Origin of the sequence: Rhizobium subbaraonis (assembly GCF_900220975.1) — a bacterium.
Lineage (GTDB): Bacteria > Pseudomonadota > Alphaproteobacteria > Rhizobiales > Rhizobiaceae > Mycoplana > Mycoplana subbaraonis.
In genome coordinates this window covers 39202-64279 of record NZ_OBQD01000002.1, presented here as the reverse complement: position 1 = coordinate 64279, position 25078 = coordinate 39202, and the positions used below count along the sequence as shown (strand labels likewise).

General features: G+C 61.8%; 22 protein-coding genes and 3 pseudogenes. 23 read left to right on the top strand and 2 right to left on the bottom strand.

What is annotated here, in order from left to right; all coding sequences use genetic code 11:
• Nucleotides 1–11: 11 nt before the first annotated feature.
• From CRO48_RS02660 to CRO48_RS02645, 4 genes and pseudogenes are all read left to right on the top strand, one after another.
• A complete protein-coding gene (locus CRO48_RS02660; RefSeq protein ID WP_455363834.1) occupies nt 12–896 on the top strand; it encodes an AAA family ATPase in 885 nt (294 codons plus the stop codon).
• Nucleotides 896–2074 carry a vWA domain-containing protein gene (locus CRO48_RS02655; RefSeq protein WP_097136180.1) on the top strand — a complete coding sequence of 393 codons (1179 nt, stop codon included), beginning with the start codon at nt 896–898 and terminating at the stop codon, nt 2072–2074. The genes CRO48_RS02660 and CRO48_RS02655 overlap by 1 nt, the downstream gene beginning before the upstream one ends.
• Nucleotides 2075–2089: 15 nt before the next feature.
• A pseudogene (locus CRO48_RS02650) lies at nt 2090–2902 on the top strand (XdhC family protein); the annotation flags it as partial.
• Between the two features lie 264 nt (nt 2903–3166).
• On the top strand, nt 3167–3622 hold the full coding sequence (locus CRO48_RS02645; protein ID WP_097136179.1) for a CoxG family protein: 456 nt from the start codon (nt 3167–3169) through the stop codon (nt 3620–3622).
• Between the two features lie 308 nt (nt 3623–3930).
• Here CRO48_RS02645 and CRO48_RS02640 read toward each other — a convergent pair whose 3' ends face one another.
• Nucleotides 3931–4839 (bottom strand): GntR family transcriptional regulator, encoded by a 909-nt coding sequence (locus tag CRO48_RS02640; RefSeq protein ID WP_097136178.1) that lies wholly within the window; start codon nt 4837–4839, stop codon nt 3931–3933.
• Between the two features lie 178 nt (nt 4840–5017).
• Here CRO48_RS02640 and CRO48_RS02635 point away from each other — a divergent pair, with 178 nt between their 5' ends.
• From CRO48_RS02635 to CRO48_RS02595, 9 genes are read left to right on the top strand one after another with little or no spacing between them, the layout of a single operon-like run.
• Nucleotides 5018–6187, top strand: coding sequence for a C45 family autoproteolytic acyltransferase/hydolase (locus CRO48_RS02635; RefSeq protein WP_097136177.1), 1170 nt, complete (start codon nt 5018–5020; stop codon nt 6185–6187).
• Between the two features lie 2 nt (nt 6188–6189).
• Nucleotides 6190–7134, top strand: a complete 945-nt coding sequence (locus tag CRO48_RS02630) for an ABC transporter permease (protein WP_097136176.1) — start codon at nt 6190–6192, stop codon at nt 7132–7134.
• Entirely contained in the window at nt 7131–7949 is an 819-nt protein-coding gene (locus CRO48_RS02625; protein ID WP_097136175.1) for an ABC transporter permease, read from the top strand. The genes CRO48_RS02630 and CRO48_RS02625 overlap by 4 nt, the downstream gene beginning before the upstream one ends.
• On the top strand, nt 7946–9607 hold the full coding sequence (locus CRO48_RS02620) for a dipeptide ABC transporter ATP-binding protein (RefSeq protein WP_097136173.1): 1662 nt from the start codon (nt 7946–7948) through the stop codon (nt 9605–9607). The genes CRO48_RS02625 and CRO48_RS02620 overlap by 4 nt, the downstream gene beginning before the upstream one ends.
• A 14-nt stretch (nt 9608–9621) precedes the next feature.
• A complete protein-coding gene (locus tag CRO48_RS02615; RefSeq protein WP_097136172.1) occupies nt 9622–10479 on the top strand; it encodes a hydrolase in 858 nt (285 codons plus the stop codon).
• 30 nt (nt 10480–10509) lie between these two features.
• Complete coding sequence (locus CRO48_RS02610) at nt 10510–12069, top strand: ABC transporter substrate-binding protein (protein ID WP_097136171.1); 1560 nt, start codon at nt 10510–10512, stop codon at nt 12067–12069.
• A gap of 18 nt (nt 12070–12087) precedes the next feature.
• Complete coding sequence (locus tag CRO48_RS02605) at nt 12088–13524, top strand: amidase (RefSeq protein WP_097136170.1); 1437 nt, start codon at nt 12088–12090, stop codon at nt 13522–13524.
• Between the two features lie 11 nt (nt 13525–13535).
• Nucleotides 13536–14156 carry an FMN-binding negative transcriptional regulator gene (locus tag CRO48_RS02600; RefSeq protein WP_097136168.1) on the top strand — a complete coding sequence of 207 codons (621 nt, stop codon included), beginning with the start codon at nt 13536–13538 and terminating at the stop codon, nt 14154–14156.
• A gap of 5 nt (nt 14157–14161) precedes the next feature.
• Nucleotides 14162–15079 (top strand): peptidoglycan DD-metalloendopeptidase family protein, encoded by a 918-nt coding sequence (locus tag CRO48_RS02595; protein WP_097136167.1) that lies wholly within the window; start codon nt 14162–14164, stop codon nt 15077–15079.
• 163 nt (nt 15080–15242) lie between these two features.
• On the opposite strand, the pseudogene CRO48_RS02590 reads toward CRO48_RS02595, so the two are convergent.
• Nucleotides 15243–15572: pseudogene (locus tag CRO48_RS02590) on the bottom strand (ATP-binding cassette domain-containing protein); the annotation flags it as partial.
• An 18-nt stretch (nt 15573–15590) separates the two neighbouring features.
• On the opposite strand from CRO48_RS02590, the pseudogene CRO48_RS32790 reads away from it, so the two are divergent.
• The 10 genes and pseudogenes from CRO48_RS32790 to CRO48_RS02545 form a co-directional block, all read left to right on the top strand.
• Nucleotides 15591–15770, top strand: a pseudogene (locus tag CRO48_RS32790) (D-amino-acid oxidase); the annotation flags it as partial.
• Between the two features lie 152 nt (nt 15771–15922).
• A complete protein-coding gene (locus tag CRO48_RS02580) occupies nt 15923–16915 on the top strand; it encodes a LacI family DNA-binding transcriptional regulator (RefSeq protein ID WP_245423400.1) in 993 nt (330 codons plus the stop codon).
• Between the two features lie 169 nt (nt 16916–17084).
• Nucleotides 17085–18098, top strand: coding sequence for an SIS domain-containing protein (locus CRO48_RS02575; RefSeq protein ID WP_097136165.1), 1014 nt, complete (start codon nt 17085–17087; stop codon nt 18096–18098).
• Between the two features lie 88 nt (nt 18099–18186).
• Entirely contained in the window at nt 18187–19512 is a 1326-nt protein-coding gene (locus tag CRO48_RS02570) for an ABC transporter substrate-binding protein (RefSeq protein ID WP_097136164.1), read from the top strand.
• 10 nt (nt 19513–19522) lie between these two features.
• A complete protein-coding gene (locus CRO48_RS02565) occupies nt 19523–20491 on the top strand; it encodes a carbohydrate ABC transporter permease (protein WP_245423399.1) in 969 nt (322 codons plus the stop codon).
• On the top strand, nt 20488–21348 hold the full coding sequence (locus CRO48_RS02560) for a carbohydrate ABC transporter permease (protein WP_097136162.1): 861 nt from the start codon (nt 20488–20490) through the stop codon (nt 21346–21348). Before CRO48_RS02565 ends, CRO48_RS02560 begins: the two co-directional genes overlap by 4 nt.
• Before the next feature lie 14 nt (nt 21349–21362).
• Nucleotides 21363–21509 (top strand): hypothetical protein, encoded by a 147-nt coding sequence (locus CRO48_RS32040; RefSeq protein WP_176526630.1) that lies wholly within the window; start codon nt 21363–21365, stop codon nt 21507–21509.
• A complete protein-coding gene (locus CRO48_RS02555; protein ID WP_097136160.1) occupies nt 21506–22369 on the top strand; it encodes a PfkB family carbohydrate kinase in 864 nt (287 codons plus the stop codon). The genes CRO48_RS32040 and CRO48_RS02555 overlap by 4 nt, the downstream gene beginning before the upstream one ends.
• A 2-nt stretch (nt 22370–22371) precedes the next feature.
• Nucleotides 22372–23775: an NAD(P)/FAD-dependent oxidoreductase gene (locus CRO48_RS02550; RefSeq protein ID WP_097136157.1), complete on the top strand. Its 1404-nt coding sequence runs from the start codon at nt 22372–22374 to the stop codon at nt 23773–23775.
• 47 nt (nt 23776–23822) lie between these two features.
• Entirely contained in the window at nt 23823–25040 is a 1218-nt protein-coding gene (locus CRO48_RS02545; RefSeq protein ID WP_097136155.1) for an ABC transporter ATP-binding protein, read from the top strand.
• Nucleotides 25041–25078: the final 38 nt, after the last annotated feature.

Genomic DNA, 25078 nt, shown 5'->3' with positions numbered 1-25078 from the left:
TTCTTGCCGGGATGATCACGATGAGCTGGAAGACGCTGAAGGACGAACTCGCAAAGCATGGCTATGTCGCCGCAGACGACCTTGCCATGGCGCTGCATCTCGCCGTGACGATCGGCAAGCCGCTGCTGCTCGAAGGAGCGGCGGGCGTCGGCAAGACCCAGTTGGCGAAGACGCTCGCCGAACTGTTCGACACGCGCCTCATCCGCCTGCAATGCTACGAGGGGCTGGATGCGGCCTCTGCTATCTACGAGTGGAACTACCAGCGGCAGCTCCTTTCCATCCGGGCGGCGACCGCGAGCGGCGCGCCCGGCGAGGACATCGAAGACCGGATTTTCTCCGAGAAATACCTGCTCGCCCGGCCGCTGCTCGAAGCGATCCTGCAGGACAAGGCGCCTGTGCTTCTGCTCGACGAGGTGGACCGCGCGGACGAAGAGTTCGAGGCCTATCTGCTGGAGCTCCTGTCGGATTTCCAGGTGACGATCCCCGAACTCGGCACGATCACGGCAAGGACCAGGCCACACGTGATCCTGACGTCGAACGGCACGCGGGACCTCTCCGACGCGCTCCGTCGCCGCTGCCTCTATTCCTATGTCGACTATCCCGACCGCGCGACGGAACTTTCGATCCTCGCCGCCCGCCAGCCGGGGATCGAGGCGCGGCTCTGCGAGCAGATCGTCGGCGTCGTCCAGGCGTTGCGCAAGGAGGACCTCGAGAAGAAGCCGGGCGTGGCGGAAATGCTGGATTGGGCGGCGGCAATCGCCGGCCTCGGCATCAACGATCTTACGGACGATCCCGTCGAGCTGCAGGCAACGCTGGTCTGCCTGCTGAAGACCCAGGCGGACCGCGCCGCCGTACCGATCGAGGTGCAGCAGCGTCTGGTCGGAAAGGCTGCCTGATGCGCACGACCCGCTTTCCGGATCGTCAGACCATGTCGGAGCGCATGGCCGGCTTCATGGCGCATCTGCGGCTGAACGGGCTCGATGCCGGCATGCCGGAGAACGAGACCGCGCTTGCCGCGCTCGGCGCCATCGATGCGACGGATCGCAACGAGGTCAGGCTGGCGCTGAAGTCGGTCTGCGCCCATGGGTCTGAAGGCTTCCGCGCCTTCGATGATCTCTTCGATGGCTATTGGCTCAATCATGGCCGACGGCGCGAGAGGGCGGTGCACAGGCATGATGGCGAACGCCGCCCGCCCCGCGCGACCTCCAAAATCCGCGAAATGATGCAGGGCCGCACCGGTGGCGGTATTCCGGACATGCCGGACAATGACAGCGAGGGCGAAAGCGAGGGGGGCAGCGGACGGTTGCTCGCCTCGCGCATCGAGGCCGTTCGCCGCGCCGATCTGCGCGGTCTCACCACGCCGGAGGAACTGGCGGAGGCGGAAGCGGTCGCCCGACAGATTGCGCGTTCGCTGCGGGACCGCCGGTCTCGGCGCCGCAGGGCCGCTCGCCGCGGCGCCCTGCTCGATCTGCGCCGGATCGCCCGGCGCTCTGTCGCCCATGGCGGCGATCCGGTGGAACTGCTGCGCCGGCGCCGTCCGGATCGGCCGGTCAATATTGTCGCCATCTGTGACGTCTCCGGCTCCATGACGGTCTATGCGCGCGTCTTTCTCGCCTTCCTGCAGGGCCTCGTCAGCGCCGACAGCCGCACCGATGCCTTCCTGCTGCACACACGGCTCGTGCGGATCTCCGATGCGCTGCGTGACAACGATACGCTTCGGGCCGTCGAGCGCCTGTCGCTGATGGCGAACGGTTTCGGCGGCGGCACGAGGATCGGCGCCAATCTCAAGGCGTTCAACGACCAGTATGCACGCGGCATGGTGACCGGCAGGACCGTGGTGGTGATCCTGTCCGACGGCTACGATACCGATCCCCCCGAACTGATCGGCGGCGAGCTCGCGCGGCTGAAACGGCGGGGCTGCAAGATCGTCTGGCTGAACCCGTTGAAGGGCTGGAACGGCTACGAGCCAGTGGCGCGCGGCATGGCCGCGGCGCTGCCGCATCTCGATCTCTTTGCGGCGGCCAATACGTTGGATTCGCTCGCAGCACTTAGACCGCATCTTCAAGGGATGTGAGCGGAGGAGGCTCGCATGATGAGGAAACCGAACATCGACCAGATCGCGGAAGGCCTGAAGCGTGCCGGCACGCCGTATGTCATGGCGACCGTGGTGCGCACCGTTGCGGCTACTGCGGCGAAGGCCGGCGCCAAGGCCGTGATCCTTGAGGACGGCACGATTGCGGAGGGCTGGATCGGTGGCGGCTGCGCCCGCGGCGCGGTGCTGCGGGCAGCGCGGGAGGCGATCGCCGACGGCGAGCCGCGGCTCGTCTCCGTGCAGCCGGAGGATCTGCTCGCCGAACTCGGCGTTTCTCCGGGAGAGATGCGCGACGGCGTCCGCTTCGCCCGCAACATGTGCCCGTCAAAGGGGAGTATGGACGTCTTCGTCGAACCGGTGCTGCCGGTTCCGCATCTCTACGTGCTGGGGGCGAGCCCGGTGGGCGTGGCTCTGGCCGATCTCGCGCGGCGGTTCGGCTTTCACACGGTCGCCTGTGCGCCTGCCTCCGACCAGCAAGCCTTCCCCGAGGTCGACGACCGGATCGAGGGCTATCTCCTGCCGGCGGACGCGCCGGGCGAGCGTTACCTGGTGGTGGCGACGCAGGGGCGGGGCGACGAGGCGGCGCTGCGCGCCGCACTCGGCTCTCCCGCCGCCCACATCGCCTTCGTCGGCAGCCGCGCAAAGGCAGCGTCGCTGAAGCAGAAGCTTCGGTCGAGCGGCGTACGTACGGAAGACCTCGATCGGGTGAAGGCGCCCGCTGGGCTCGACATCGGCGCGGTGACGCCCGAGGAGATTGCGCTCTCGATCGTCGCCGAGCTGGTGGAGGTCCGGCGCCGCCACCACCGAGGGATCCTGCGGGCAGGGACGGAGGCTAGGGGGACCGTCGCCCACAACGCACCAGCCGAAGCCGGTGATGTCGCGGTGCCGGTTTCGTCCGCCGGCGCGGGAGGGCCCGGCACATTGCGCCGGGCACTGGCCTTTGTTGGCGAGAGGCTGCTTGGCGCGAGGAAGAAACCGAGCGAAATGCCGGATGCTGAGAACGGGCAGGACGAGGCCTTCTACCTCGGCCTGCTGCTGCAGCGTCGTTTTTGTTGCATGTGAGGGTGGAGACCAATGGAACTGCATGACGAAATCCGCATAGAGGCGCCCAAGCACGAAGTCTATGCGGCACTCAACGACCCCGAGGTGCTGAAAGCCGCAATACCCGGCTGCCAGGAGCTCAACAAGGTCTCTGACACCGAACTCGAAGCCAAGGTTGCGCTGAAGGTCGGCCCGGTCAAGGCGACTTTCGGCGGCAAGGTGACGCTGGATACTGCCGGCGCGCCGGACCGGTTTTCACTGACCGGGGAGGGGAGTGGCGGCGTTGCAGGTTTCGCCAAGGGCGGAGCTGATGTCGAATTGCGCGAGGACGGCAACGCCACAATCTTGCGCTATGCGGCGAAGGCCGATGTCGGCGGCAAACTCGCCATGCTCGGAGGCCGGCTCATCGCCAGCACGGCGCAGAAACTTGCAGCCCAGTTCTTCGAGAATTTTTCTGCGCAGGTCTCGGCGGGCCGGGAGTTTTCCTGACGCTATCTACTGACGTGGGAGGTGCGATGGTTCGCTTTGGCGATCGAACTGCGCCGCGGTCCACCGCGACACTCGCAAAGGCAGACTGGAAACGTCGATGCGTTCTGTGTGGGTGCTCGACTGCGGTTCTCGCGGGGCGCGGCGTTGCGTCGCAGGTAGGCGATGTCACGTTGTTCGCTTAATGCCCGACAAGGCTTTTGTCCGTGGCGCAGACTTTTGCGCCGGCCACGGGCTTTCCACTGCTACGCGCGGATCCGGTTCTGACTGCTGAGTAGACTGAGATGAAACGAAATCGGACATCTACACCTTCAGCTATCGAAGGAGGTCGCACCGGCACCGGTCAAATGCCTGCGAACGAGTGCGGAAGCAAAGGTGTAATCCTTGGCTTCGATAGCGCGTAGGATCATCAGATGTTCGCGCGCGGATTCGCGAAGCCTTGGTTCACTGAGGTGGGAGAAGTCGCTGAGTTCGGTCATGCGCCGCAGACTGTTCTGGCGTTCCAGGCTCTCGGTCAGAAAGCGGTTGTTGGCCCAGGCAACGATCGTTTCATGGAACTTGGCGTTGATCGAGAACCATTCGATACGGCTGATTTCCTGGATGGGTCGCGTCAGCATCGCTTCCTGTTCACGAATTAGCGCATGCAGTTGATCTTTTTTTGGTGTGTAGCGTGGCACGAGCAGGGCGTTGCATTCGATGATCAGGCGGAACTCGTAACTTTCGTCGACCGCTTCCTTGCTGACCAAACACTCGGCGAACTGCCAGCCATGTCCGGCCCGGCGATTAACGAGACCCTCCTTGGCCATCCGCATTAACGTGCGCCGTACCGCGCCGCGGGTCGTTGAAAACTGCTCCAGCAGTTCCGTCTCGGAGACTTCCTCGCCGATTTTGCCGGAGGCGCGGGCCTCCATGAACCGGTTATAGAGCGTATCGGTTTCGGATTCGCCTATCACGTCTGCCATCGGCATGTCGCCCGGATCGCGCGCCAGCTGGAAGCCGCGCGTCGGAGAATGTTCGATCAGCCCTTCGGCGAGGAAAATCTGCAGCGCCTGCCGTACCGGTGTGCGTGATACGCCGAGTTCGCGCGCAAGCGCCGTCTCTGAGATGCGCTCCTTCACCGCCCATCGGCCCTGGTTGATCAGGCCTAAGACCTTCCTGGCCACCTCGGCCTGGAGATTGCTGAGCCCTGATGTCTGTTCGAGTGTTGCGGTTTCCGCCAAGGGGCGCCTCCATCAGCGCCGTTGTCCGGCGCATCGTCCTGTCACGCACGAATATAGGCAAATCGTAGCTGCTACGCAATCGATCATCATTTGCTCAAAAACCTAAAACAGCGGACAAAGTAATGGACATTGGTTTTTTATGCATATACAGAACCAAAAAAGTTCAAACGGAGCCGACATGCAGACCCAACCTTTTCCGCTCGTGACTCTGACAGGCGCTCCCCACGAGCGTGGACGGCAATACGGCACGCTTCTCTCGGATCGAATCGCGCTCAGCGCGCGCCTCTATGGTGGCGCCCTAGAAAAGCTGGGTTATCCGGAAGACCGCAGGGTAGCTCTTATCCGTTCCTATGCTGACCGGATCGGCGAGTTCGACGCCGCCTATGTCGACGAGATGCATGGCATTGCCGAAGGCTCCGGCGTTTCGTTCGAAGACATCGTGATGATTAATGCGCGTACGGAGATCGTCGCGGTCGCGCGGGCAGAACTCGGTGCGGCCGAGGAGGATGATCCGGATGACGGCTGCACCTGCGCGCTCGTCATGCCGGAGCGCAGCGAGACCGGAACGCTGCTGCATGCGCAGAACTGGGACTGGCGGGCCGAGTGTGCCGAAACGGGTGTGGTCCTGCGTGTCCGTCGTGGCGATGACGGTCCCGATTTTGTCACCTTCGTCGAGGCGGGCGGTCTGGCACGCAGCGGCTTCAATGCCGTCGGTACCTCGATCACCGCCAACTACCTGGAATGCGAGCGTGATTTCATCCAACAGGGCGTGCCGCTCGGCGCGATCCGTCGGAAGGTGCTGGAAGGCAGCCATTTCGCCATGGCGATCAAGGCAGTGGCGACCACGCCAAAATCCTGTTCGAACAACATCATGGTCGCATCGGCCGCCGGATTCGGCATCGACCTGGAATGCGCTCCGGACGAAGCCTTCCCGCTCTATCCGGAAAACGGGCTGCTGGTGCACGCAAACCACTGGGTGAGCCCGGTCGCGTTGTCGAAACTGCGCGATACCGGCATACCCTATGTTCCAGAGAGCTATTACCGCGATTGGCGCGTGCGCCGTATTCTTCAGCAACGCGGCGAGAAGCTGGGACGCGAGGACCTGAAGGCCGCGCTGTTCGACGATTTTCTTATGCCCTATTCCGTCTGCCGTCCGCCCCGCGAGAGCGAGACCAACAGCATTTCGACAACGGTGGCAATGATCGTCATTGATGCGGCCAAGGGCTTTATGGAGATTGCTCCGCTGCCTGCGCTCAACCGGACGTTCCGTTCCTATGCCCTGGATGATTGGCGACCGCTGCCGCAGGATGCGGCCCTGCGGGAGCCATCTCGGCAGATCGGAGACTAGCAATGTTTCGCTTCGTGCTCGGCCGCCTCACAATGGCAATACCGACGCTCGTGCTGGTCGCGATCACGGTTTTTGTTCTGATCCGTCTCATTCCTGGCGATCCTGCAGCGCTGATGTTGGGCGATGCTTCGGATGCGCAGGGGTTGGCGGCCCTAAGAGAACGGTTCGGGCTCGACAGGAGCATTCCCGAACAGTTTGCTATATGGGTCTCGCTGTTGTTTCAGGGGGATCTCGGCAGATCGATTGCGACGGGCCATGAGGTTCTGCCTTCGATCATCGACCGCTTTCTCGTCAGCCTGCGGATCGTGGTGCCGGCCATCGTGCTGGGGACGTTGGTCGCCGTGCCGCTCGGCATGTTCGCGGCCTGGAAGCAGAATGGCCTGCGCGACGTAACACTTGTCAGCTGTGCAACGCTGCTTCTGTCCATCCCGACATTCTGGATGGGCATGCTGCTGCTGCTGCTGTTCGGGCTGCATCTGCGCTGGGTGCCGATCGTCGGCTACGCGGATTTTTCCGAGGATCCCAAGAGGGCCTTCGTTTATCTGGTCCTGCCGGTGCTGACGCTGTTTCTGCACGAACTCGGGGTGATCCTGCGCATGGCGCGAGCTTCGACCCTCGAGGTGCTGAGCCTCGACTACATCACCCATGCTCGCGCCAAGGGGCTGCCGGAACACGTGGTGATGTGGAAGCACGCATTCCGCAATGCATTCGGACCGACATGGACGCTGCTTGGGCTGATCCTCGGCAATCTTCTCGCCGGCGTCGCCGTTATCGAAACGGTCTTCACAATCCCCGGGCTGGGCCGGCTTCTGGTCGATGCCATCTTCGCCCGGGATTACCCGGTCATCCAAGGCTGCCTACTGTTCATCGCTGCCATCTACATCCTGGTCAATCTGATGGTGGATCTCCTTTATCCCTTCTTCGACCCTAGGATTGCCGCGCGATGAACAAGTCCGGGATCAATCTCTACATTGGCGGATTGCTGGTCGGCGTGTTGCTGGTCGTGGCCCTGATCGGCATGGTCTGGACGCCGCACGATCCGCTGGCGATGAATTTTGCCGCGCGGCTTGCTGCGCCCGGCGCCGCGCATTGGTTGGGTACGGACGAGTTTGGCCGCGACCAGCTGAGCCGTCTGATGCAGGGGGCTGCGACCAGTGTCAAGATCAGTGCGCTGACCGTGATTTTTGCCGTCGTCAGCGGCACGGTTTTCGGTGTGACCAGCGGCTTCTTGCGCGGCTGGGTCGATCGCGTGATCATGGCTGTCAACGACGTGCTGCTCGCCTTTCCCGGGCTGCTGTTCGCGCTCGGCCTGCTTGCCGTGATTGGCGCGACGGAGTACGGCATCATCCTCTCTCTCGGCCTCATCTACATGTCGTCGGTCGTGCGGGTGGTCCGCGGCACGGTGCTTGGTCTCAGGACACGAGAATTCGTGGAAGCTTCGGCGGTCATGGGCAATGCCAGCCTCTTTACCATGTGGCGGCACATCCTGCCGAACTGCGTAGCCCCGCTGACCGTTCTTGCCACGTCGATCTGTGGCTGGAGCATTCTGGCGGAAAGTTCGCTCAGCTTCCTGGGGCTCGGCGTCGCCCCGCCGGCGCCGACCTGGGGCAATATGCTGGCTAGCAGCCGTGGCTTCCTCGATCAGGCCGTCTGGCTTGTCGTGTTTCCGGGCCTATCCATTTCCCTCTCCCTGTTGGGCATCAATCTCCTGGGCGATGCCCTGCGCGACTTGCTCGACCCCCGCATGAGGAAACGCGCATGACGAAGGCTCCGCTTCTCGAAATCGCGAATGTAACGCTTGGCGTTCCGGCGCTCCACGTGACGATCGTACGCAATGCCAGCCTTCATGTTGCACCCGGGGAAGTGGTCGGCATCGTCGGCGAGTCCGGGTCGGGAAAAACCATGCTCGGTCGTGCCGTGATCGGCCTCTCGCCGCAGCCGGTTCGCTTGATCGATGGCGATATCCGCTTTCGCGGCCGCGCCTTTCGGGACATGAACGCGGAAGAAATGCGCGCGATCCGTGGTCCCGGCGTGTCGATGATCTTTCAGGAGCCAATGACCTCGCTCAATCCGTCGATGTCCGTCGGCCGGCAGATGGAGGAAGGGCTGGCGCTGCATGGGGGTATCGATGCCGCCGAACGGCGCCGGCGCATTCTTGCCATGCTGGAACGCGTCGGCATCGGCGATGGTGCACGGATGCTGAAGGCCTTTCCCCACGAATTCTCCGGCGGCATGCGGCAGCGTATCATGATTGCCAGCGCGATGCTGCTGCGCCCGGCACTGTTGATCGCCGACGAGCCGACGACGGCACTCGATGCCGTCGTCCAGCGCGACATCATGGATATGCTCGCCGAACTCACCCGGGAGTACAGGACGGCGGTCATGCTCATCAGCCACGATCTGTCGATGGTGGCCCGCTATGCCGACCGCATCGTTGTGATGCAGCATGGCGATATCGTAGAAGCCGGCGACAAGGAGGTTGTGCTCTCCGCGCCGAAGCACGACTATACCCGCAAGTTGTTATCCTCCTTGCCTGCGCGTGCACCATCAAGACCCGAGATTGGCGACGATCCGCTGATATCTGTCGAGAAACTCGGCGTGTCCTTCGTCCGGCGCGGCGGGCTGTTCAGCCGCGACACTGTCAAAAATGCGGTGCGCAATGTCAGCATGGATATCCGCCCCGGCGAAGTAGTCGCTGTGGTCGGCGGTTCCGGCTCCGGCAAAACGACGCTTGCGCGGGCGATTGCCGGCCTGACGGATTACCAGGCCGGTACGATCCGGTTCTGCGGCCTTGACCTCTCGGATCCGAAGGGCGAGGCGCGGGCGCGCTATCGCAAACAATGCCATATGGTCTTTCAGGATCCGTTCTCGTCGCTCGATCCGCGGATGAAGGTGGGTGCCCTAATCGCCGAGAGCCTGCGCATACTGCCGCAAATCCCGAAGTCGGATCACGCTCGCCTTGTCACCGAAGCGCTGCTGGATGTCTCGCTCGATCCGAAGCTCGTGGAGCGTTATCCTCATCAGTTGTCCGGCGGCCAACGGCAGCGTGTGGCGATTGCCCGGGCGCTCGTCCGGCGGCCTTCCTTTGTGATCGCCGATGAAGCTGTCTCGGCACTCGATGTTACCGTTCGGGCGCAAGTGCTTTCCCTGCTAGCGGACCTACAACGAAAATACGGCTTTGCCTGCCTGTTCATTACTCACGATTTCGCCGTGGTGGAGCAAATTGCCGACCGCGTAGTCGTAATGCAGGACGGGATGATCGTTGAGCAGGGAACGCGCGACGCAATTCTCGACACGCCGCAGCATCCTTACACGCTGAAACTTCTCAGCGCGATCCCGATGCTCGAACCGACCGAAACCGGTGGCCTCAGGCTGAAATGGCGGCATGCGCCTGAAACCGCCGCTGTATTGCAGAGTTGAGAGGGAGAGACGAGATGGCCGACACACAAGAAAGGCAGCGGCAGGGGCACGGGATAAAGCTGAGCTTTTACGATTTCGGTGCGACGCCGTTCTTCGCCAGCCAGATGGACCAGCGCTTCAGCTACTGCCTCTATGTGCCGCAGGACTACAGCGAAACCGCCGAAAAGCGCTACGACCTTGCGGTCATCGTCCACGGTACGGGACGCACCGCTACCTGGTACCGCGATCGTTTCGCCGGCTTTTCCGAGAAGAACGACTGCATCGTGCTGGCGCCGCTATTCCCCGTCGGCATCATCGAGCCGGGCGAACTGTCCAACTATAAGCGCATCGAATTCCACGGCATCCGCTACGATCTTATCTTGCTCTCGATGGTCGACGAGGTGGCGGCCAAGTACCGTTTGCGCGATCGCCGTTTCCTCATGTACGGCTATTCGGGCGGCGGCCAGTTCTGCCAGCGTTTCTATATGCTGCATCCACTGCGACTGCGAGCCGTCTCCATTGGCGCGCCCGGCGTCGTGACGCTTCTCAACGCTGACTACGACTGGTGGGTCGGCGTGCGCGACATCCAGCATCGGTTCGATCGGAAGATCGACATCGAGGCTATGCGGAACGTTGCGGTGCAAACCCTGGTCGGCAGCGAGGATACCCAGACCTGGGAAATCACGATTCCGCGTCACAGCAAGCTCTGGATGGACGGGGCCGATCTGCAGGGCGCCAACCGCCTCGACCGCATCGAGGCGCTGGCGCAATCCTTCGAAACTGCTGGCATTCGCGTACGCCGCGATGTCGTGCCGGGCGTGGCGCATTCGCCCTTCGACATGGCCGATCCGGCCGAAGACTTCTTCAGCACCATCCTCAAGCAACAACAATAAGTTTCACCTCCAGAAAACGGGAACAACGACATGGGACTGAATTTGCGATACTCACTGGCCTCGGCGCTCGCGGGGCTGTCGGTGATCGCTGCGCCGGCTCTGGCGGCCGATGCCGACACCCTGCGGGTGGCCGTGCATGCGGACGTCGCCAGCCTCAACCCCGGAATCAACCGCGATGCCAATTCCGACGTCGTGCTTTCCCATGTCGTGGAAGGTCTCGTTGCTTTTGGCGACGATCTTTCGGTCAAGCCGATGCTTGCCGAAAGGTGGACCGTGAATGACGACAGTACCGTCTATGATTTCCATCTGCGGAGCGGTGTCGCCTTCCACGACGGCAAGCCGCTGACCGCCGACGATGTGGTCTGGAATTTCCAGCGCTATCTCGATCCGGCCACAGCCTTCCAATGCGTGGGCCGTTACAACGGTCAGATCGGTCCGAAGCTGACGAAGATCGAGGCCGTCGATGCGGCTACGGTTCGCTTCACCTTCGACGCCTCCGCACCGAATTTCCCGACGACGCTTGCGACGATACAATGCACGCCCTGGATCATCGGCAAATCCTCGGTCGATGCGCAGGGCGCCTTCATTAAACCCGTCGGCACAGGCCCTTATGCCTTCGGTTCAATGCAGCCCGGTCGCTATCTAGATCTCGTCCGCTATGCTGGCTACGCGGCGCTTCCCGGCAATAGAGATGGTCTAGCGGGAAATAAGACCGCATCCATCGAGAATATCCGTTTCATGACGGTGCCGGACGCGAGCACCCGCTCCAATGGGCTGCAGGCCGGGGAAATCGATGTGATCGATGAGGTCGAACCAACCTTGTTCGATAGCCTGAAGGCCAACAAGATCACGGTTAACATCCAGCCGACGCCGGCCTGGATGACGCTGCAACTGCAGACCGAAGCTCCGGCCCTTTCCGACCCGCGCATGCGCCAGGCGATAGCCCACGCGATCGACCTGAAGCAGCTCTCCGAAGCGCTGGGCAACGGGCTCTACAAGCCAAACCCCTCTGTGCTTTCCGAGGGGACCTATTACTACGACAACGCCGCAGCCGCATGGCCGGCCTATGATCCCCAGGCGGCGCGCAAGCTGGCGGCCGAGGCCGGATATAAGGGTGAGGCGATCAGCATCCTCGTTGCAAACAGGCAGAACCGCGTGCAGGTGGCGACCATCGTTCAGGCGATGCTGCTCAGCGCGGGCATCAATTCGCGTCTGGATGTCAGGGATTGGGCGACCCAACTCGACCAGTATCGATCCGGCAAATATGAGCTGGCAATCTTCGCCTATTCCGCCCGTCTCGATCCGCTGTTGAGCTTCCAGTCGTTGATCGGCGACAAGAAGGCCGAACCGACACGTATGTGGGACGAAAAGACGGCCGCAGCGCTCCTGGAGAAGGTTGAAGCCCTGAGCGAGCCTGCCGACCGCAAGGCAGTGTTCTCCGAGTTGAATGCCGAGATGGGCAAGCAGGTGCCGATCCTCGGCCTCTACAATATCCCCAGCGTCACCGCGCTTGCGCCTGCGGTGGAAGGCTATCTCGGTTGGCAGGGCGGCACACACCGGTTCTGGGGCGTTTCCAAAACCGCGAACTGACGAAGAGGCGAAGACGCAATGACAATACGGGATTTCGATTATGTCACTGCCGATGCCGTTGGCGTGGCCGAGGCCGTTGCCGCCGGTGTCCTCACGCCAAACGAGGCTGTCGATGAGGCGTTCGCTGCCATTCGCCGGGTCAATCCAGCGTTAAATGCCGTTATCCTCGAAATGCGGGAAGCGGCGCAGGCACAGCTTGCGTCGCTTCCGGCGGAGGCCCCGCTTCGGGGTGTTCCAATGCTCCTGAAGGACGACTGCCCGTCCTATGCCGGAGTGGAAATGTCCTATGGCTGCCGGGCGGCCGTCGGCAACGTGTCGAAGGCGGATCATGCCATCGTCAGCCGCTACCGAGCGGCTGGTCTGGTGGTTGTCGGCAAGACCAATATGCCGGAGATGTCCTGCAACATTGCGACAGAACCCACGCTGCATGGTCCGACACTCAATCCGTGGAATGTCGAGGCGAGCGTCGGCGGCTCTTCGGGCGGTTCGGCGGCGGCCGTGGCTTCGGGTATGGTGCCGCTGGCCTATGGCAATGACGGTGCTGGCTCCATCCGCATCCCTGCGTCCAATACCGGCCTTTTCGGTCTTAAGCCTTCGCGTGGCCGTACACCTTGCGGCCCGATTTCGTCGGAAAACTGGGGCGGCCTGGTCTGCCATCATGTGCTGACGCGCAGCGTGCGCGATTCCGCGCTGATGCTCGACCTGACATCCGGGCCGGAACCTGGGCCGCTTTATGTCGCTCCCACGCCTGAGGGGCCCTTTCTCTCCGCAATCGAACGCGGGCAGGCGCCGCTTCGCATCGGTCTTGTCAGCGAGACCGCCCTGGGCATGTCGGTCGATCTCGAAGTGGGGGCGGCCCTGGAACGGGCGGTGGCGAAGGTTGAAGCGCTGGGCAATCACGTCGTCCCGATCTCGTTGTCCCATGACGGCGAGGCGTTGGCCGAGGCGTTGCGAAAGCTGATCGCCACCTATACCGCAATCGAGGTCGAAGACATTGCGCAGGATACAGGTTACCCTGCGGATGACCGGCATTTCGAGCCGGTGAATGTCGCCCTTGCCGAATACGGTCGCAGTCTTTCGGCATCGGAGGTTATTCGCGCACGCAATCGGGTTAATGCGACAGCGCGCTGTTTTGCGCGGAGTTTCGCCGAGGTCGATCTGATCATGTCGCCGGTGATGCCCTGCCTGCCGCAGCCGCTCGACACGTTTAACGTACGCAGCACCGATTGGCGTCGCTTTACCGATCTGTTCCTGTCAGCGAGTGTCTTCACGCATCCCGCCAATGCTGCGGGTATTCCCGCCATGAGCGTGCCGCTGGAGATGAGTGCAGGCGGACTCCCCATCGGTATCCAGTTCCTGGCTCCCTACGGTGAGGAAGCAAGGCTCTTGACGCTCGCTGGCCATCTCGAACGCCATTATCCCTGGTCGGTGCGCCGGCCGGCCATTCACGCTTGAGGCTTTTCCGCATGCTTTATACAAAACCCTATTTCGCGCCCCATGCTGACGACGAAATCTTCGATGTCGTAGGCCGGGTGGTGATGGGAACCCTAATCACGCCGCATCAGCAGGGCGTGGCGATTTCCCACCCGATCTTCATGGCCGACAGGAAGCGCAATCGCCTCATATCCCATGTCGCTGTCGGCAATGATCACGCCGCGCTGATCCGACGCGGCATGCCCTCCGTCGCCGTGCTGATGGATACGGGCAGCTACATTTCCTCTTCATGGTATCCCGCCGCACCGATGCGCGACAGCGCTCCCACCTGGAATTTCATTGTCGTTCATTTTCATGGCAGGCCCGAGGTGATCTCGGCCGCGGCGACGGCCAAGCATCTCAGTGACCTGGTGACCCATATGGAGAAAGATCGGGAAAAGGCCTGGGAGATGGGCGAACTCGGACCGGAAGGGCTTGAACGACGCCTGCCGAACATACTGGGCTACGAATTGCCGATCGAAAAGGTCGAGAGCCGTTTCAAGCTCGGGCAGGATGAACGTCGGCGCGACATGCTGGCGGCTGAGGAGAAGCTGCGCGGGGAGGGGAAAGCGGAATTGGCCCAACGCATGGCACAATACCGTCCCGAAGAGTGAACGCCATGAACCAACACGCTGATACTGCCGATCTGCTTGCGCAGCCCGTTTACGATTTCAATCGCCTTGGCCAGCATCTGGCGACTTTTGCCGGCGCAAATGGCGGCAGTTATTTCGCATGGGTGAAGGCGTGCAACAAAGACCCGGCCGTGGCTGCCCGGCTGGATGCGATGGATCCCGTCGTGGCGGAAGCCGCATTGCGTCTTGGCGCTGGGCTCGAGATCGTGCCGGATGCGGCGGATTTTCGAGCATGGCTTGACGCCAATGCCGGCAGCTGGAGCGATCTACTTTCGCCGGCTCTTGAACAGTCGCGGCTGACCGTTCTCGATCTGGGTAGTGCCGGCTCGGGGTTGGCCAATGCCTTGGCCGCACAAGACCGCGAGACGGCACAATCCCTTTACGATGCGCTGATGCAGGCAAGCGGCCATGAGGTCGCAATCGGCCCCTGGCTGGAAAAGCGCACGATCTACAGCACCGACAATTACATCTCCGCCTTCGATCGAAATGCGCGCCGAAATCTTCATCTGGGGCTCGACGTGTTCGTACCGGCCGGAACGGTTCTTTCTCTGCCGCTGGCCGGAACGGTCGTGCAGACCATGATCATGAACGACAGCCTCGACTACGGTGGCGTGCTCGTGCTTGAACACGAATGGCAGCCGGGAAAGCACTTTTGGTCGCTTTGGGGGCATCTGACCCACCGATCGGCCCGAGGCTGGAAGATCGGCGACCGGATCGCCGCCGCTACGGCCTTTGCCACCGTTGGGGATTTCGAGGAGAACGGCTGGTGGATTCCACACCTGCACCTGCAGCTCTTGCGGAAACCTTATTCAAATTATGCTACAGCGCCGGGTGTAGGCGAAGAAATGTTCGCCGCCATGTGGCCGGACCTATTTCCGGATCCGAGCATCCTCGTGGTCGGTTAAAGTCTGGGTAGTGCGCATTTAACACGAGGGGACACCTGATCTATTGTGTGCTGCCAAGCCAAGCGCGAAGTTGCACAAGTAACATAGTTCCATAATTGTGCTTTACGCCAAGAACCGGAGGTCGAAGCCTTCGGCACCTATCGCGACGGCTGCGCGATCATGGATCGATGCCATCGACGGTGATCGTACCGGACATGGTCTCGTAGAGGCGCGGCAGCAACGAGCAGATTGTCGTCCTGCCTGCACCCGGGGGGGCGACGAGGGCGATCGTTTCTCCTGCCCTGATCGTCAATTCCAGACCCTCAAGGATCGGCCTGTCGGGCCGGTAGCCGAAGCAGACGGCTCGATAGGCGATATCGCCGTGCAGCCGCCCGGCGTCCCGTGCACCCTCGTGATCTTTGATGTCGGGCTGGGTATCGAGAAACCGTGTATAGCGCTCGAAGCCGGCAATACCCTTGGGCTAGGTTTCGATGATCGAATTGATCTTGTCGATCGATGCAATTTCACCAGCGGCAAACCCATCCCGGGCGATGGCGAGCCGGTGGTCGGTGCCCGCAAGGCCGTTCCCGGCGCCTATGTCGTCTTCAGCCACAGCGGAGCGACGCTCGGTCTCATCCTTGGCGAGGTATCGGGTTTCGAGATTGCGACCGGAGCGGAACATCCGATGCTCTCAACGTTCCGCCCGTACAGGGGCAGGATCGGCGGTTGCAGACACCATGCCGCTTTCCGCGGTGGCATGCCTATGCGAACCGTCGACCCGACGCTACAAGGAGGATCGTCTTGGATCCTGCTTGTGCGATGGCGAAGGGTGAAATGGTTCGGAAACCGGCGACTTTGAAGGATGTGGCGGCGCTGGCGAATGTGTCGCGGGCAACGGCTGCCCGCGCCCTTAACAGTTATGGCTATGTTGGCAACGAAACCGCCCAGAAGGTTCAGGCCGCTGCGGAAAAGCTCGGCTATCGCGGCAACCGGCTGGCGCAGGCGTTGCGTAGCGGGCAGTTGCCGATCGTCGGCTGCATCCTTGGCGATATACAGAACCCGTTCTTCGCGCGCATCGCGCACGACATCGAGGTTCTCGCCCGCGAGTGCGGACACAATCTGGTCATCGGCAGCAGCGAAGAGGAACTTGGACAGGAAATCTCTCTGCTGGCGAGCCTCCAGTCGCTCAGTATCCGCGGCTTCATCGTGGCGCCGACGTCGGCCGACAACAACGCCCATCTCAAGGGTCTGATCGCAGAAAACGTACCGCTGGTGCTGATCGACCGCGTAGCGGAGGGCATCGATTGCGACAGCGTCGTCGTGGACAACGAGGGGGGCGCGCGCAAGGCCGTCGAGTACCTGATCGGGATGGGCCATCGCCGAATCGGACTGTTGCAGGACGACATGCGCATCTTCACCTCGCGTGAGCGCATGAGCGGCTACCGGGCCGCCCTTGCCGCAGGCGGTATTGCGCCGGACGATCGGATGGTTTCCGTTTCACAATCAACGGTTGAGCATGCCGTCGACGCGACCATACGCCTCTTCAGCCAGAAGAGCCCACCGACCGCGCTTTTCACGGTCGACAGCTTGATGACGCAGGGCGCGCTTTTGGCTTTCCGTTCCATGGGCATTTCGATTCCCCATGACGTCTCACTGATCGGTTTCGACGACTTCAATCTGGCGACATTTACCGATCCGCAGATCACGGTCGTCTCTCAGCCAGTGGCTGAAATCGGTCGCGCGGCAGCTCGGTTGCTGTTCGATCGGCTCTCCGGAAAATGCGGTAAACCGCAGAAATTACGCTTTGAAACCAAGATGATAGTTCGTGGTTCCGTCAGCCGCCGAAGAGACGCCTGAACAGCTAGCACCCCCATCGGAAAATTTTTGGACTGCCCACTTGCCACCGCAAAATTCTTGTGCGCTAAATATGTGTGAGATCGATCTCACACAGTCTCAAAGATCATTTGCGCAAGACGCGGTCTCGCTACGACAGCGATCTGGCGACGCGCAAAACGGGAAGGTTCTAATGCTCAACTTCGATAGAGATCGCTTTGTAAAGATCCAAAGCGGCGCAGTTGCAATCGCTCAGGACGTGCGTCACCTGATGCGTGAACTGCTCAATGACGGTCTGGAACGCATTTTCTTCATTGGGACCGGCGGTGTGCAGTTTCTCACCCAGCCGGCCATCGAACTTGCTCGGAACTCGACGCTTTTCCCGGTTTCCGCGGCCTATTCCGCGCAGGTCGTTCTGGAGCCGCCGGCCGGTCTGAACGAGAAGGCGCTGGTCATCCTGCCCTCGCTGTCGGGCACGACCAAGGAAAGCGTCCAGCTTCTGTCCTTCCTCAAGGAACGCGGCGTGAAGACGCTGTCTTTGACCGGGCACAAGGACACCCCGCTCGGTCGCGACGCCGACTACAACTTCACCAACTTCGCCGAGGACGATACCTCCTCGGAATCGTTTTACCTGCAGAGCTTGATCATCGTCCTCGCGCTGCTCGCAGAGCGCGGCGAATATGCCGACTTCGACGCAACCGTGGCCGAACTGAAGCTGCTGCCAGAACTGCTGGTCTCGGTGAAGGAAAGCTACGAGACCGAGGCTGCCGCACTCGCCAAGGACATCAAGGACGAGACTTATCACATCTTCACCGGTGCGGGATCGGTCTGGCCGGAAGCTCACTACTACGGCATGTGCATCCTCGAGGAGATGCAGTGGATCCGCACCCGTCCGGTGCATGCATCCGACTTCTTCCACGGCACGCTCGAACTGGTGGAGCCGGGCGTCAGCCTCTTCATCTTCAAGGGCGAGGACGCCTGCCGGCCGCTGACTGACCGGGTGGAGAACTTCGCCAAGCGCTACACCGACAAGGTGCGCATCCTCGATGCGGCTGCGGCCAGCCTTCCGGGCCTGTCCACCGAGACGCGCGGTCTCATTTCGCCTGTCATCCTGGCAACCATGCTGGAGCGCCTGAGCGCGCATCTGGAAGTGCTGCGCGATCACCCACTGACCACGCGCCGCTACTACAAGCGCGTCGAATACTGAGCGTTTCCCTGTCCGTCGGTGACGCCGGACAGGGTTACGGACCTTGGCATGCCCTGAGAAGCGAACGACAACAGAGAGGAACTGCGAAATGAAAGCCAACACGTTTTTGAGCACGACGAGCCTCGGATCGCTCGTTGCAGCCGCGTTCGTCATTGGCGGCGCCAGCGGCGCGGCTGCGGCGGAGCCGGTCGTCGCCGATCCCAGCGCTGCAGTCGAACACTCCGGCACGATCAGCGTTCTGACGAAATTCGGCCTGCAGCAACTCTCCCCCTTCTTTGTCGATGCGGCAAAGGCATACGAGAAACTGCACCCCGACGTGAAGGTCGAGCTGATCCAGGAGAGCGACGACAGCGTGAAGGGCAAGACGAAAGCCCTGGTTGCATCCAACTCGCTGCCCGACATCTACTTCACATGGACAGGCAGCTGGGGCGAGAACTTCGTGCGCGGCAATCGCGCCGTCGACCTCACCCCCGTCATCGGCCCGGAGACCGAATGGGGCAAGGAACTCGCACACGCCGCCGTTTCCGCCTTCCAGTACAATGGCAAGCTCTTTGGTATTCCGCTTTATCTCGACGCCAAGTTCATGGGCTATAACAAGGGTCTTTTCGAAAAGGCGGGCGTTTCCGAACCGGCGAGCTTCGAGGAGTTCTTGAGCGCTTGCGCGACGCTCCGCAAATCCGGCGTCACGCCGATTTCGTTCGGCAACAAGGAAGGCTGGCCGGGCGTTCACTATGCGGGGCAGTTGCTTGCCTACAACGTGCCGCAGGCGACGCTTGAAAAGGACTTCGTCCCGGCCACGGCCGAATATAGCGATCCGGGCTACGTCGTCAGCCTGACGCAGTTCAAGCAGTTGATCGACGAATGCTCTGATGGAGCCGGCACCAATGGCTCCTCCTACGCATCGGCCTTGCAACAGTTCAGCAACGGCAAGTCAGCGATGTACTATCAGGAGATCATAGAATTCGATCAGGCGACGGCCGAGGGCGCTCTGAAGCGCGAGGATTTCGGCTTCTTCAAGCTGCCGGCTCCGAAGGATGCCAAGGGCGACGTCAAGGCCATCGAGGGCGCGCCGGAAGGCTACATGATCAACGCAGCCTCGAAGAACATTCCGCTCGCGATCGATTTCATGCGGTTCGTCACCTCAGCTGAAAACGGCAAGATCCTGTCGGCGCCGCCTTACGGCCAACCGAGCGCGACGGTCGGCGGCTATTCGGCCGAAACCATGAACCCGGCCGTCGTCGATGGTCTGAAGGTGATCGCGGACTCCTCCTATCTCATGCCCTGGCTCGACACGGCCAACCCGCCGCGCGTGGCGGCTGCCTGGCTTTCGGGGCTGCAGGCCCTGATCGGCGGCTCGATGACGCCCGAAGAGGTGGTGGAGCGCGTAAAGGAAGCGGCGGCTTCGTCCAAATAAGGATCGGCCAGTGATTACTGCGGTGAAGCATGACTACAAGGGTGAAGCCGTCAAAATCGGCTTCACCGGGTCGCGCCGGCCTGAAAGGGCCAGGCTCGGCCCGATAACCGGTATCCTTTCGTTCCGCTGGATCGTGATCGCATTCGTGCTGATCCTCTGGTTCGTCTACTATCCGATCATCGACAACTTCGTCGTCAGCACGAAGAACCAGGACATCTTCACGGGCGAAACGGCCTACGTCGGACTGGATAACTACCGGCGCCTGCAAAGCGATCCCGTGGTTGGGACGGCAATCCTCAACAACACGCTCTATGCCGTTATTTCCGTCGTTTTCCAGGTTTTCGGCGCGTTCGTTCTGGCTGCCCTCATTGAGGGGCTGAGCGAGGAGAGGTGGCGCCGTTTCTGGCGCGCCGTTTACTTCGTGCCTTCGGCCATTTCCATCACTGTCACCGGCCTTCTCTTCTATTTCATCTATCAACCCGACATCGGCCTTCTGGATTCGGCGCTGACGCAGATCGGCCTGGCGGACTGGTCGCGCGCCTGGCTCGGCGAGGAACAGACCGCGATATATGCCATCATCGCCATGAGCCAATGGCAAGGTTTCGGCTATTCGACGCTGCTGTTTGCCATCGCGATCCAGAAGATCCCACGCGAACTCTACGAAGCGGCGATCATGGACGGGGCAGGGACCTGGCGGCGTCTTTGGAACATCACCTTTCCGCTGACCCGCGAGATGACCGGCCTGATGGTGATCGTCACGATCACTGGAGCATTCCAGGTCTTCAACGAGGTCATGGTCATGACCGGTGGCGGGCCCAACAACAGCAGCCAGGTGCTCGGGACATGGCTCTACCAGCAGGGGTTCATCGAAAATGACTTCGGCTATGGCGCGGCCATCGCATCGGTCATTTTCGTCATCACGCTATTAACCGGCTTTGCGCAGCTCTGGTACACGAAGAGACGGAGGGTCGACCTGTGAGCGTCTCCCATCAATCGCGGGAAACCGAGCGCACCGACTTCGTCGCCGTGCTGGCGAAGGTCTGCCTCGTGGCCTTTCTGATCAGCCTTGGCGTGGTCGTCCTCTATCCGCTGTTCTGGATGGCGCTGAACGGCTTCAAGACCAATGCCGAAATCTTCGGAAACCCGTTCGCCCTGCCGGGCGGCTTCAGCGTCGCAAACTACATTGCGGCATGGAACCAGGGCATCCGCAACTATATCGCGACGAGCGTCATCGTCACGCTCGGATCGGCTGTCTGCACCGTGCTGGTCAGTGCGTGGACCGCCTACGGCCTGACCCGCTCGAAACTGCCGGGAAAGCCGTTCTTCGTCGGCATCGTCCTCGGTGGCCTCATGCTCAGCCCGACGGTCGCGGTCATCCCACTGGTGCGCATGATGCAGGATCTCGGCCTCTACAACACCTATTGGGCGCTGATCATCCTCTACACCGCTTTCCGCATTCCCTTCACGACCTTCCTCATCCGCGCCTACATGCTCGGCCTGCCGCGCGACCTGGATGAGGCCGCCATCATGGACGGCGCCAGCGAAGGCCAGATCTTCTGGAAAGTGACGCTGCCCTTGTGCAAACCGATCCTGGTGTCGTGCGTAATCCTGCACGTGCTCTTCGCGTGGAACGAATATCTGTTCGCGATGATCTTCACCAGCGGCGCGGACCTGCAGACACTGCCCGTCGGCCTGACGTCCATCATGGCAAAGCACGGCACGAACTATGCCGTCGTCTTCGCCGCCATGACGCTCTCGGCACTTCCCATCGTCATGACCTTCTTCGCGGCCCAGCGCTTCTTCATCCGCGGGCTTGCGGAAGGCATCGGGAAATAGGAGCGGAATCCATCTTGAAACGCGAAAAACTCATCGGTGCGAGTTTCTCCTTTCAGCAATTTGCCTTCCGCTGGGCTGCCGAACATCTCGGCGAGATCGTCCTCCGGCGGACGGAACCGTGGGGCATCGCTCCAGCATTCGATCAAGTGGAAGAACTATGAAGAACGCCAATCCCAATCTGATTGCCGTCGGCGACAATTGCCTCGACGCCTACCTGACCAAGGGGTTTGTCACCGTGGGCGGGAATGCCCTCAATGTCGCCGTGCAATGGCGCCGGCTGGGCCTGAATACCCGCTACTTCGGTGCACTGGGACCGGACGAGGAAGCGGAAATCATGTTCGGCGCCATCGAGGAGGCTGGCCTCGATCGGGGCGATGTGGAGATACGCCCCGGCTCTTCTGCCGTGACTCTGCTTGCCGACGATGCGGGCGAGCGGCGCTTTCTTCTCGAATCCCTCGGCGTCGGGGAGGGCTATGTCCCGAGCACGGAGCGCTACGAGGCGCTGCGGCAGGCCGATTGGGTCCATCTCGGCACGAACTCCAGCGAAGCCTTGGTCCGTTGCCTGGTTGCGGATGGCGTGCCGTTCAGCGTCGACGTATCCACACGCCACTTCGAGCTTTCGCTCGACGGCGTTCCGCTGGTCTTCGCCTCCGGCCCGGACGATCCGGCCGTGCCTGTCGAGCCGCTGATCGCGCGGCTCAAGGCGGAGGGCGCGCGTCAGGTCGTGGTCACCTGCGGCAAGCGCGGCTCCTTCTACGACAATGGCGACAAGGTGTTTGCCGCAGGCTCCGTCCCGGTGACCGTGGTAGATACCTGCGGCGCGGGGGACAGCTTCATCGCAACCTTCCTCCTGTCGCGCTTCTTCGAGGGCTGCTCGGAGCGGGCCGCCCTTGATCGTTCCGCGGCCAATGCCGCGGAAACCTGCACGCATCTCGGTGGATTTCCCCAGCCGATCCGGGCGATTCCCCAATGGTTGCTGGACAAGTACGCCAGCGTCATCCGCACGACACAGAGGGCCTGAGCATGAACTCCATCAAGATGAGGCCTCCTGTTGCTGCAGCAAAGGCGGACCGCTCCTTCTGGCTGCAGAGCATCGATGCGGACGCCGTTACCGCTCCGTTGCATGGCAGCGAGGACTGTGACGTGGCGATCGTCGGCGGCGGATATGCCGGTCTCTGGACGGCTCTACGCATAAAGGAGCAAGCCCCGCTGACGCGCGTGACCGTTCTCGAGGCGGACTTCTGCGGGTCAGGTGCTTCGGGCCGCAATGGCGGCCAGGTTCATAGCTGGTTTGCGGAAATCGACATGCTGCGCGCGCTCGTGGGTGAGGATGACGCGCTCATGCTGTGCCGGGCGACCACCGATGCCATCGAGGAACTGAGCAGCTTGCAGGCCGCAGGCACCATCGAGATGGATCTGCGCCTCGACGGCTGGCTATGGACGGCAAGCTCGACTGCGCAGGAAGGCGCCTGGGCGCAAGCTTGCAACGTGTGCCGTACGATTGGAGAAGAGCGCTTCCGGCCGCTCCAACGCGCAGAAATCCTGCTCCGCACGGGCTCCGCCGCCTCCTACGTCGGCATCGTCGAGGAGAGGGCAGGGACCGTCCAGCCCGCAAAGCTCGCCCTCGGCCTGCGCCGGCTCGCCCTTTCCAGGGGCGTCATCATTCACGAACATAGTCCGGTTCTCGAAATCGTGCCGGGCGACAGGCCGCAATTACGCACGGCGAAGGGCGTCCTGTCTGCCGGCAAGGTGATCCTTGCCGCAAACGCCTGGCTGTCGGCCATTCCCGAACTGCACCCCTATCTCTACGTTGTCAGCAGCCAGGTCATCGCCACCGCACCTGTACCTGATATCCTCGACGAAATCGGATGGACCGATGGCGCCTCGATCTGCGATGCGCAGCATCACGTGCTCTATTATCAGCGAACGCCAGGCGGAGAGGTCATCTTCGGGCGTGGCACCGGCGGCATTGCCTTTGGGGACCGCATCGACCATCGATTCAACCGCAGCGGGGATGCGGGGGTGGACAATATCCGGGAAATGCATCGGGTCTATCCGCTACTCAAGGGGGTGCCGGTTCTCTACGACTGGACCGGACCGATCGACTGCACGGCGCAGCACCTGCCGGTTTTTGATCGTCTCAGGGACCACCCGAACATCTTCTATGCCATGGGCTTCAACGGCACGGGCATCGCGCAAGCCCCTGTCGCCGGGAAGATCATGGCAAGCCTTGTTCTCGGCCGCGACGATGTGTGGAGCCGTTGCGGACTGGTCGGCATCGGCAGACGGACGCGGCTGCCGCCAGAGCCCCTGCGCTACGCAGGCGCCAGGGTCGTCCGTCGGGCCATTCGCCGGAAGAATGACCTCGAAATCCAAAACAGGAAGCCGGATCGGATAACGCGGTTCCTGGCTGGGCTCGCGCCCTGACGGCGCGGTGTGCTCGCGGGTGAAATCAAGAAAATGGAGCGGGAACGATGGCTGATCTCACGCTGAGAAATATACGCAAGTCTTATGCCGATTTTGAAGTCCTGCATGGGATCGACCTCGACATAAAGTCGGGGGAATTCATTGTCTTCGTCGGGCCCTCCGGCTGCGGAAAGTCGACGCTGCTGCGTTCGATCGCGGGTCTCGAGACGATAACGTCTGGCGACCTCGTCATCGACGGGGAGCGGATGAACACCGTGGCGCCTTCCAAGCGCGGCATTTCCATGGTGTTCCAGTCCTATGCGCTCTATCCGCACATGACGGTCTACGAAAATATGGCATTCGGATTGCGTATTGCCGGCGTCTCTAAGGCCGAGATCGACGAGCGGGTTCAAAAGGCGGGGGAAATCCTGCAACTTAGCAAGTATCTGCAGAGGTTGCCGAAAGCGCTGTCCGGCGGACAGCGGCAGCGCGTCGCCATCGGCCGCGCCATCGTGCGCAATCCGCGGGTCTTCCTCTTCGACGAACCGCTTTCCAATCTCGACGCGGCGCTGCGTGTGGCGACACGGATCGAGATCGCCAAATTGAAGCAAAGCATGCCGGATGTGACCATGATCTATGTGACCCACGATCAGGTCGAGGCAATGACTTTGGCCGATCGCATTGTCGTGTTCAAGGACGGGAACATCGAGCAGGTTGGAACGCCCCTCGAACTCTACAAGCGGCCGGCCAACCTTTTCGTTGCCCAGTTCATCGGTTCGCCGGCGATGAACATTCTCGAAGGCACGGTCGTGGGGAAGTCGCAGGGCGTCACACATCTCATGCTTGAGTGCGGTGCTGAGCTGAACGTGTCTGCCGATCGCGGGGTACTGCCAGTGGGCGAAAGGCTCAGCATCGGTATTCGCCCTGAAAACACGCAGATTATCCCAGCCGGGGAACACGGTCCAGTGCTCACCGGCACAGTCGATTTCGTCGAGCATCTTGGCGAAGTCCAGATTCTTTACGTGGATATGGTCGGTTCTGCTCAAAAATACCTGATCAAGACAGCGGACGACGAAGCATACGCAAGGATGGACACTATCCGCTTCACTGCGCGGACGAATGACATCCACCTATTCGACGCGAAAGGTCGCTCTATCGCGGGGCGGATTTTGGAGGATCATGCGCTGACGCATGTTAGCCGCAGCCGGTTCCGCGGTGATGCTCCCGGAGGAGGTGGTACAGCGCAACGATCTGCGGGACTTCGGACGGGCGCTCTTGATCCGTGAGACCTGCTTCAACTCCGCTGCAAGCCCGATTGAACCCA

Bases quoted from the DNA above. Each gene is read 5' to 3' on its own strand.
- CRO48_RS02620 (WP_097136173.1), top strand. From the start codon at position 7,946: ATGACGAAGGCTCCGCTTCTCGAAATCGCGAATGTAACGCTTGGCGTT.
- CRO48_RS02660 (WP_455363834.1), top strand. From the start codon at position 12: ATGATCACGATGAGCTGGAAGACGCTGAAGGACGAACTCGCAAAGCAT.
- CRO48_RS02600 (WP_097136168.1), top strand. From the start codon at position 13,536: ATGCTTTATACAAAACCCTATTTCGCGCCCCATGCTGACGACGAAATC.
- CRO48_RS02595 (WP_097136167.1), top strand. From the start codon at position 14,162: ATGAACCAACACGCTGATACTGCCGATCTGCTTGCGCAGCCCGTTTAC.
- CRO48_RS02605 (WP_097136170.1), top strand. From the start codon at position 12,088: ATGACAATACGGGATTTCGATTATGTCACTGCCGATGCCGTTGGCGTG.
- CRO48_RS02570 (WP_097136164.1), top strand. From the start codon at position 18,187: ATGAAAGCCAACACGTTTTTGAGCACGACGAGCCTCGGATCGCTCGTT.
- CRO48_RS02655 (WP_097136180.1), top strand. From the start codon at position 896: ATGCGCACGACCCGCTTTCCGGATCGTCAGACCATGTCGGAGCGCATG.
- CRO48_RS02550 (WP_097136157.1), top strand. From the start codon at position 22,372: ATGAACTCCATCAAGATGAGGCCTCCTGTTGCTGCAGCAAAGGCGGAC.
- CRO48_RS02545 (WP_097136155.1), top strand. From the start codon at position 23,823: ATGGCTGATCTCACGCTGAGAAATATACGCAAGTCTTATGCCGATTTT.
- CRO48_RS02630 (WP_097136176.1), top strand. From the start codon at position 6,190: ATGTTTCGCTTCGTGCTCGGCCGCCTCACAATGGCAATACCGACGCTC.
- CRO48_RS02635 (WP_097136177.1), top strand. From the start codon at position 5,018: ATGCAGACCCAACCTTTTCCGCTCGTGACTCTGACAGGCGCTCCCCAC.
- CRO48_RS02645 (WP_097136179.1), top strand. From the start codon at position 3,167: ATGGAACTGCATGACGAAATCCGCATAGAGGCGCCCAAGCACGAAGTC.
- CRO48_RS02575 (WP_097136165.1), top strand. From the start codon at position 17,085: ATGCTCAACTTCGATAGAGATCGCTTTGTAAAGATCCAAAGCGGCGCA.
- CRO48_RS02555 (WP_097136160.1), top strand. From the start codon at position 21,506: ATGAAGAACGCCAATCCCAATCTGATTGCCGTCGGCGACAATTGCCTC.
- CRO48_RS02625 (WP_097136175.1), top strand. From the start codon at position 7,131: ATGAACAAGTCCGGGATCAATCTCTACATTGGCGGATTGCTGGTCGGC.
- CRO48_RS02610 (WP_097136171.1), top strand. From the start codon at position 10,510: ATGGGACTGAATTTGCGATACTCACTGGCCTCGGCGCTCGCGGGGCTG.
- CRO48_RS02615 (WP_097136172.1), top strand. From the start codon at position 9,622: ATGGCCGACACACAAGAAAGGCAGCGGCAGGGGCACGGGATAAAGCTG.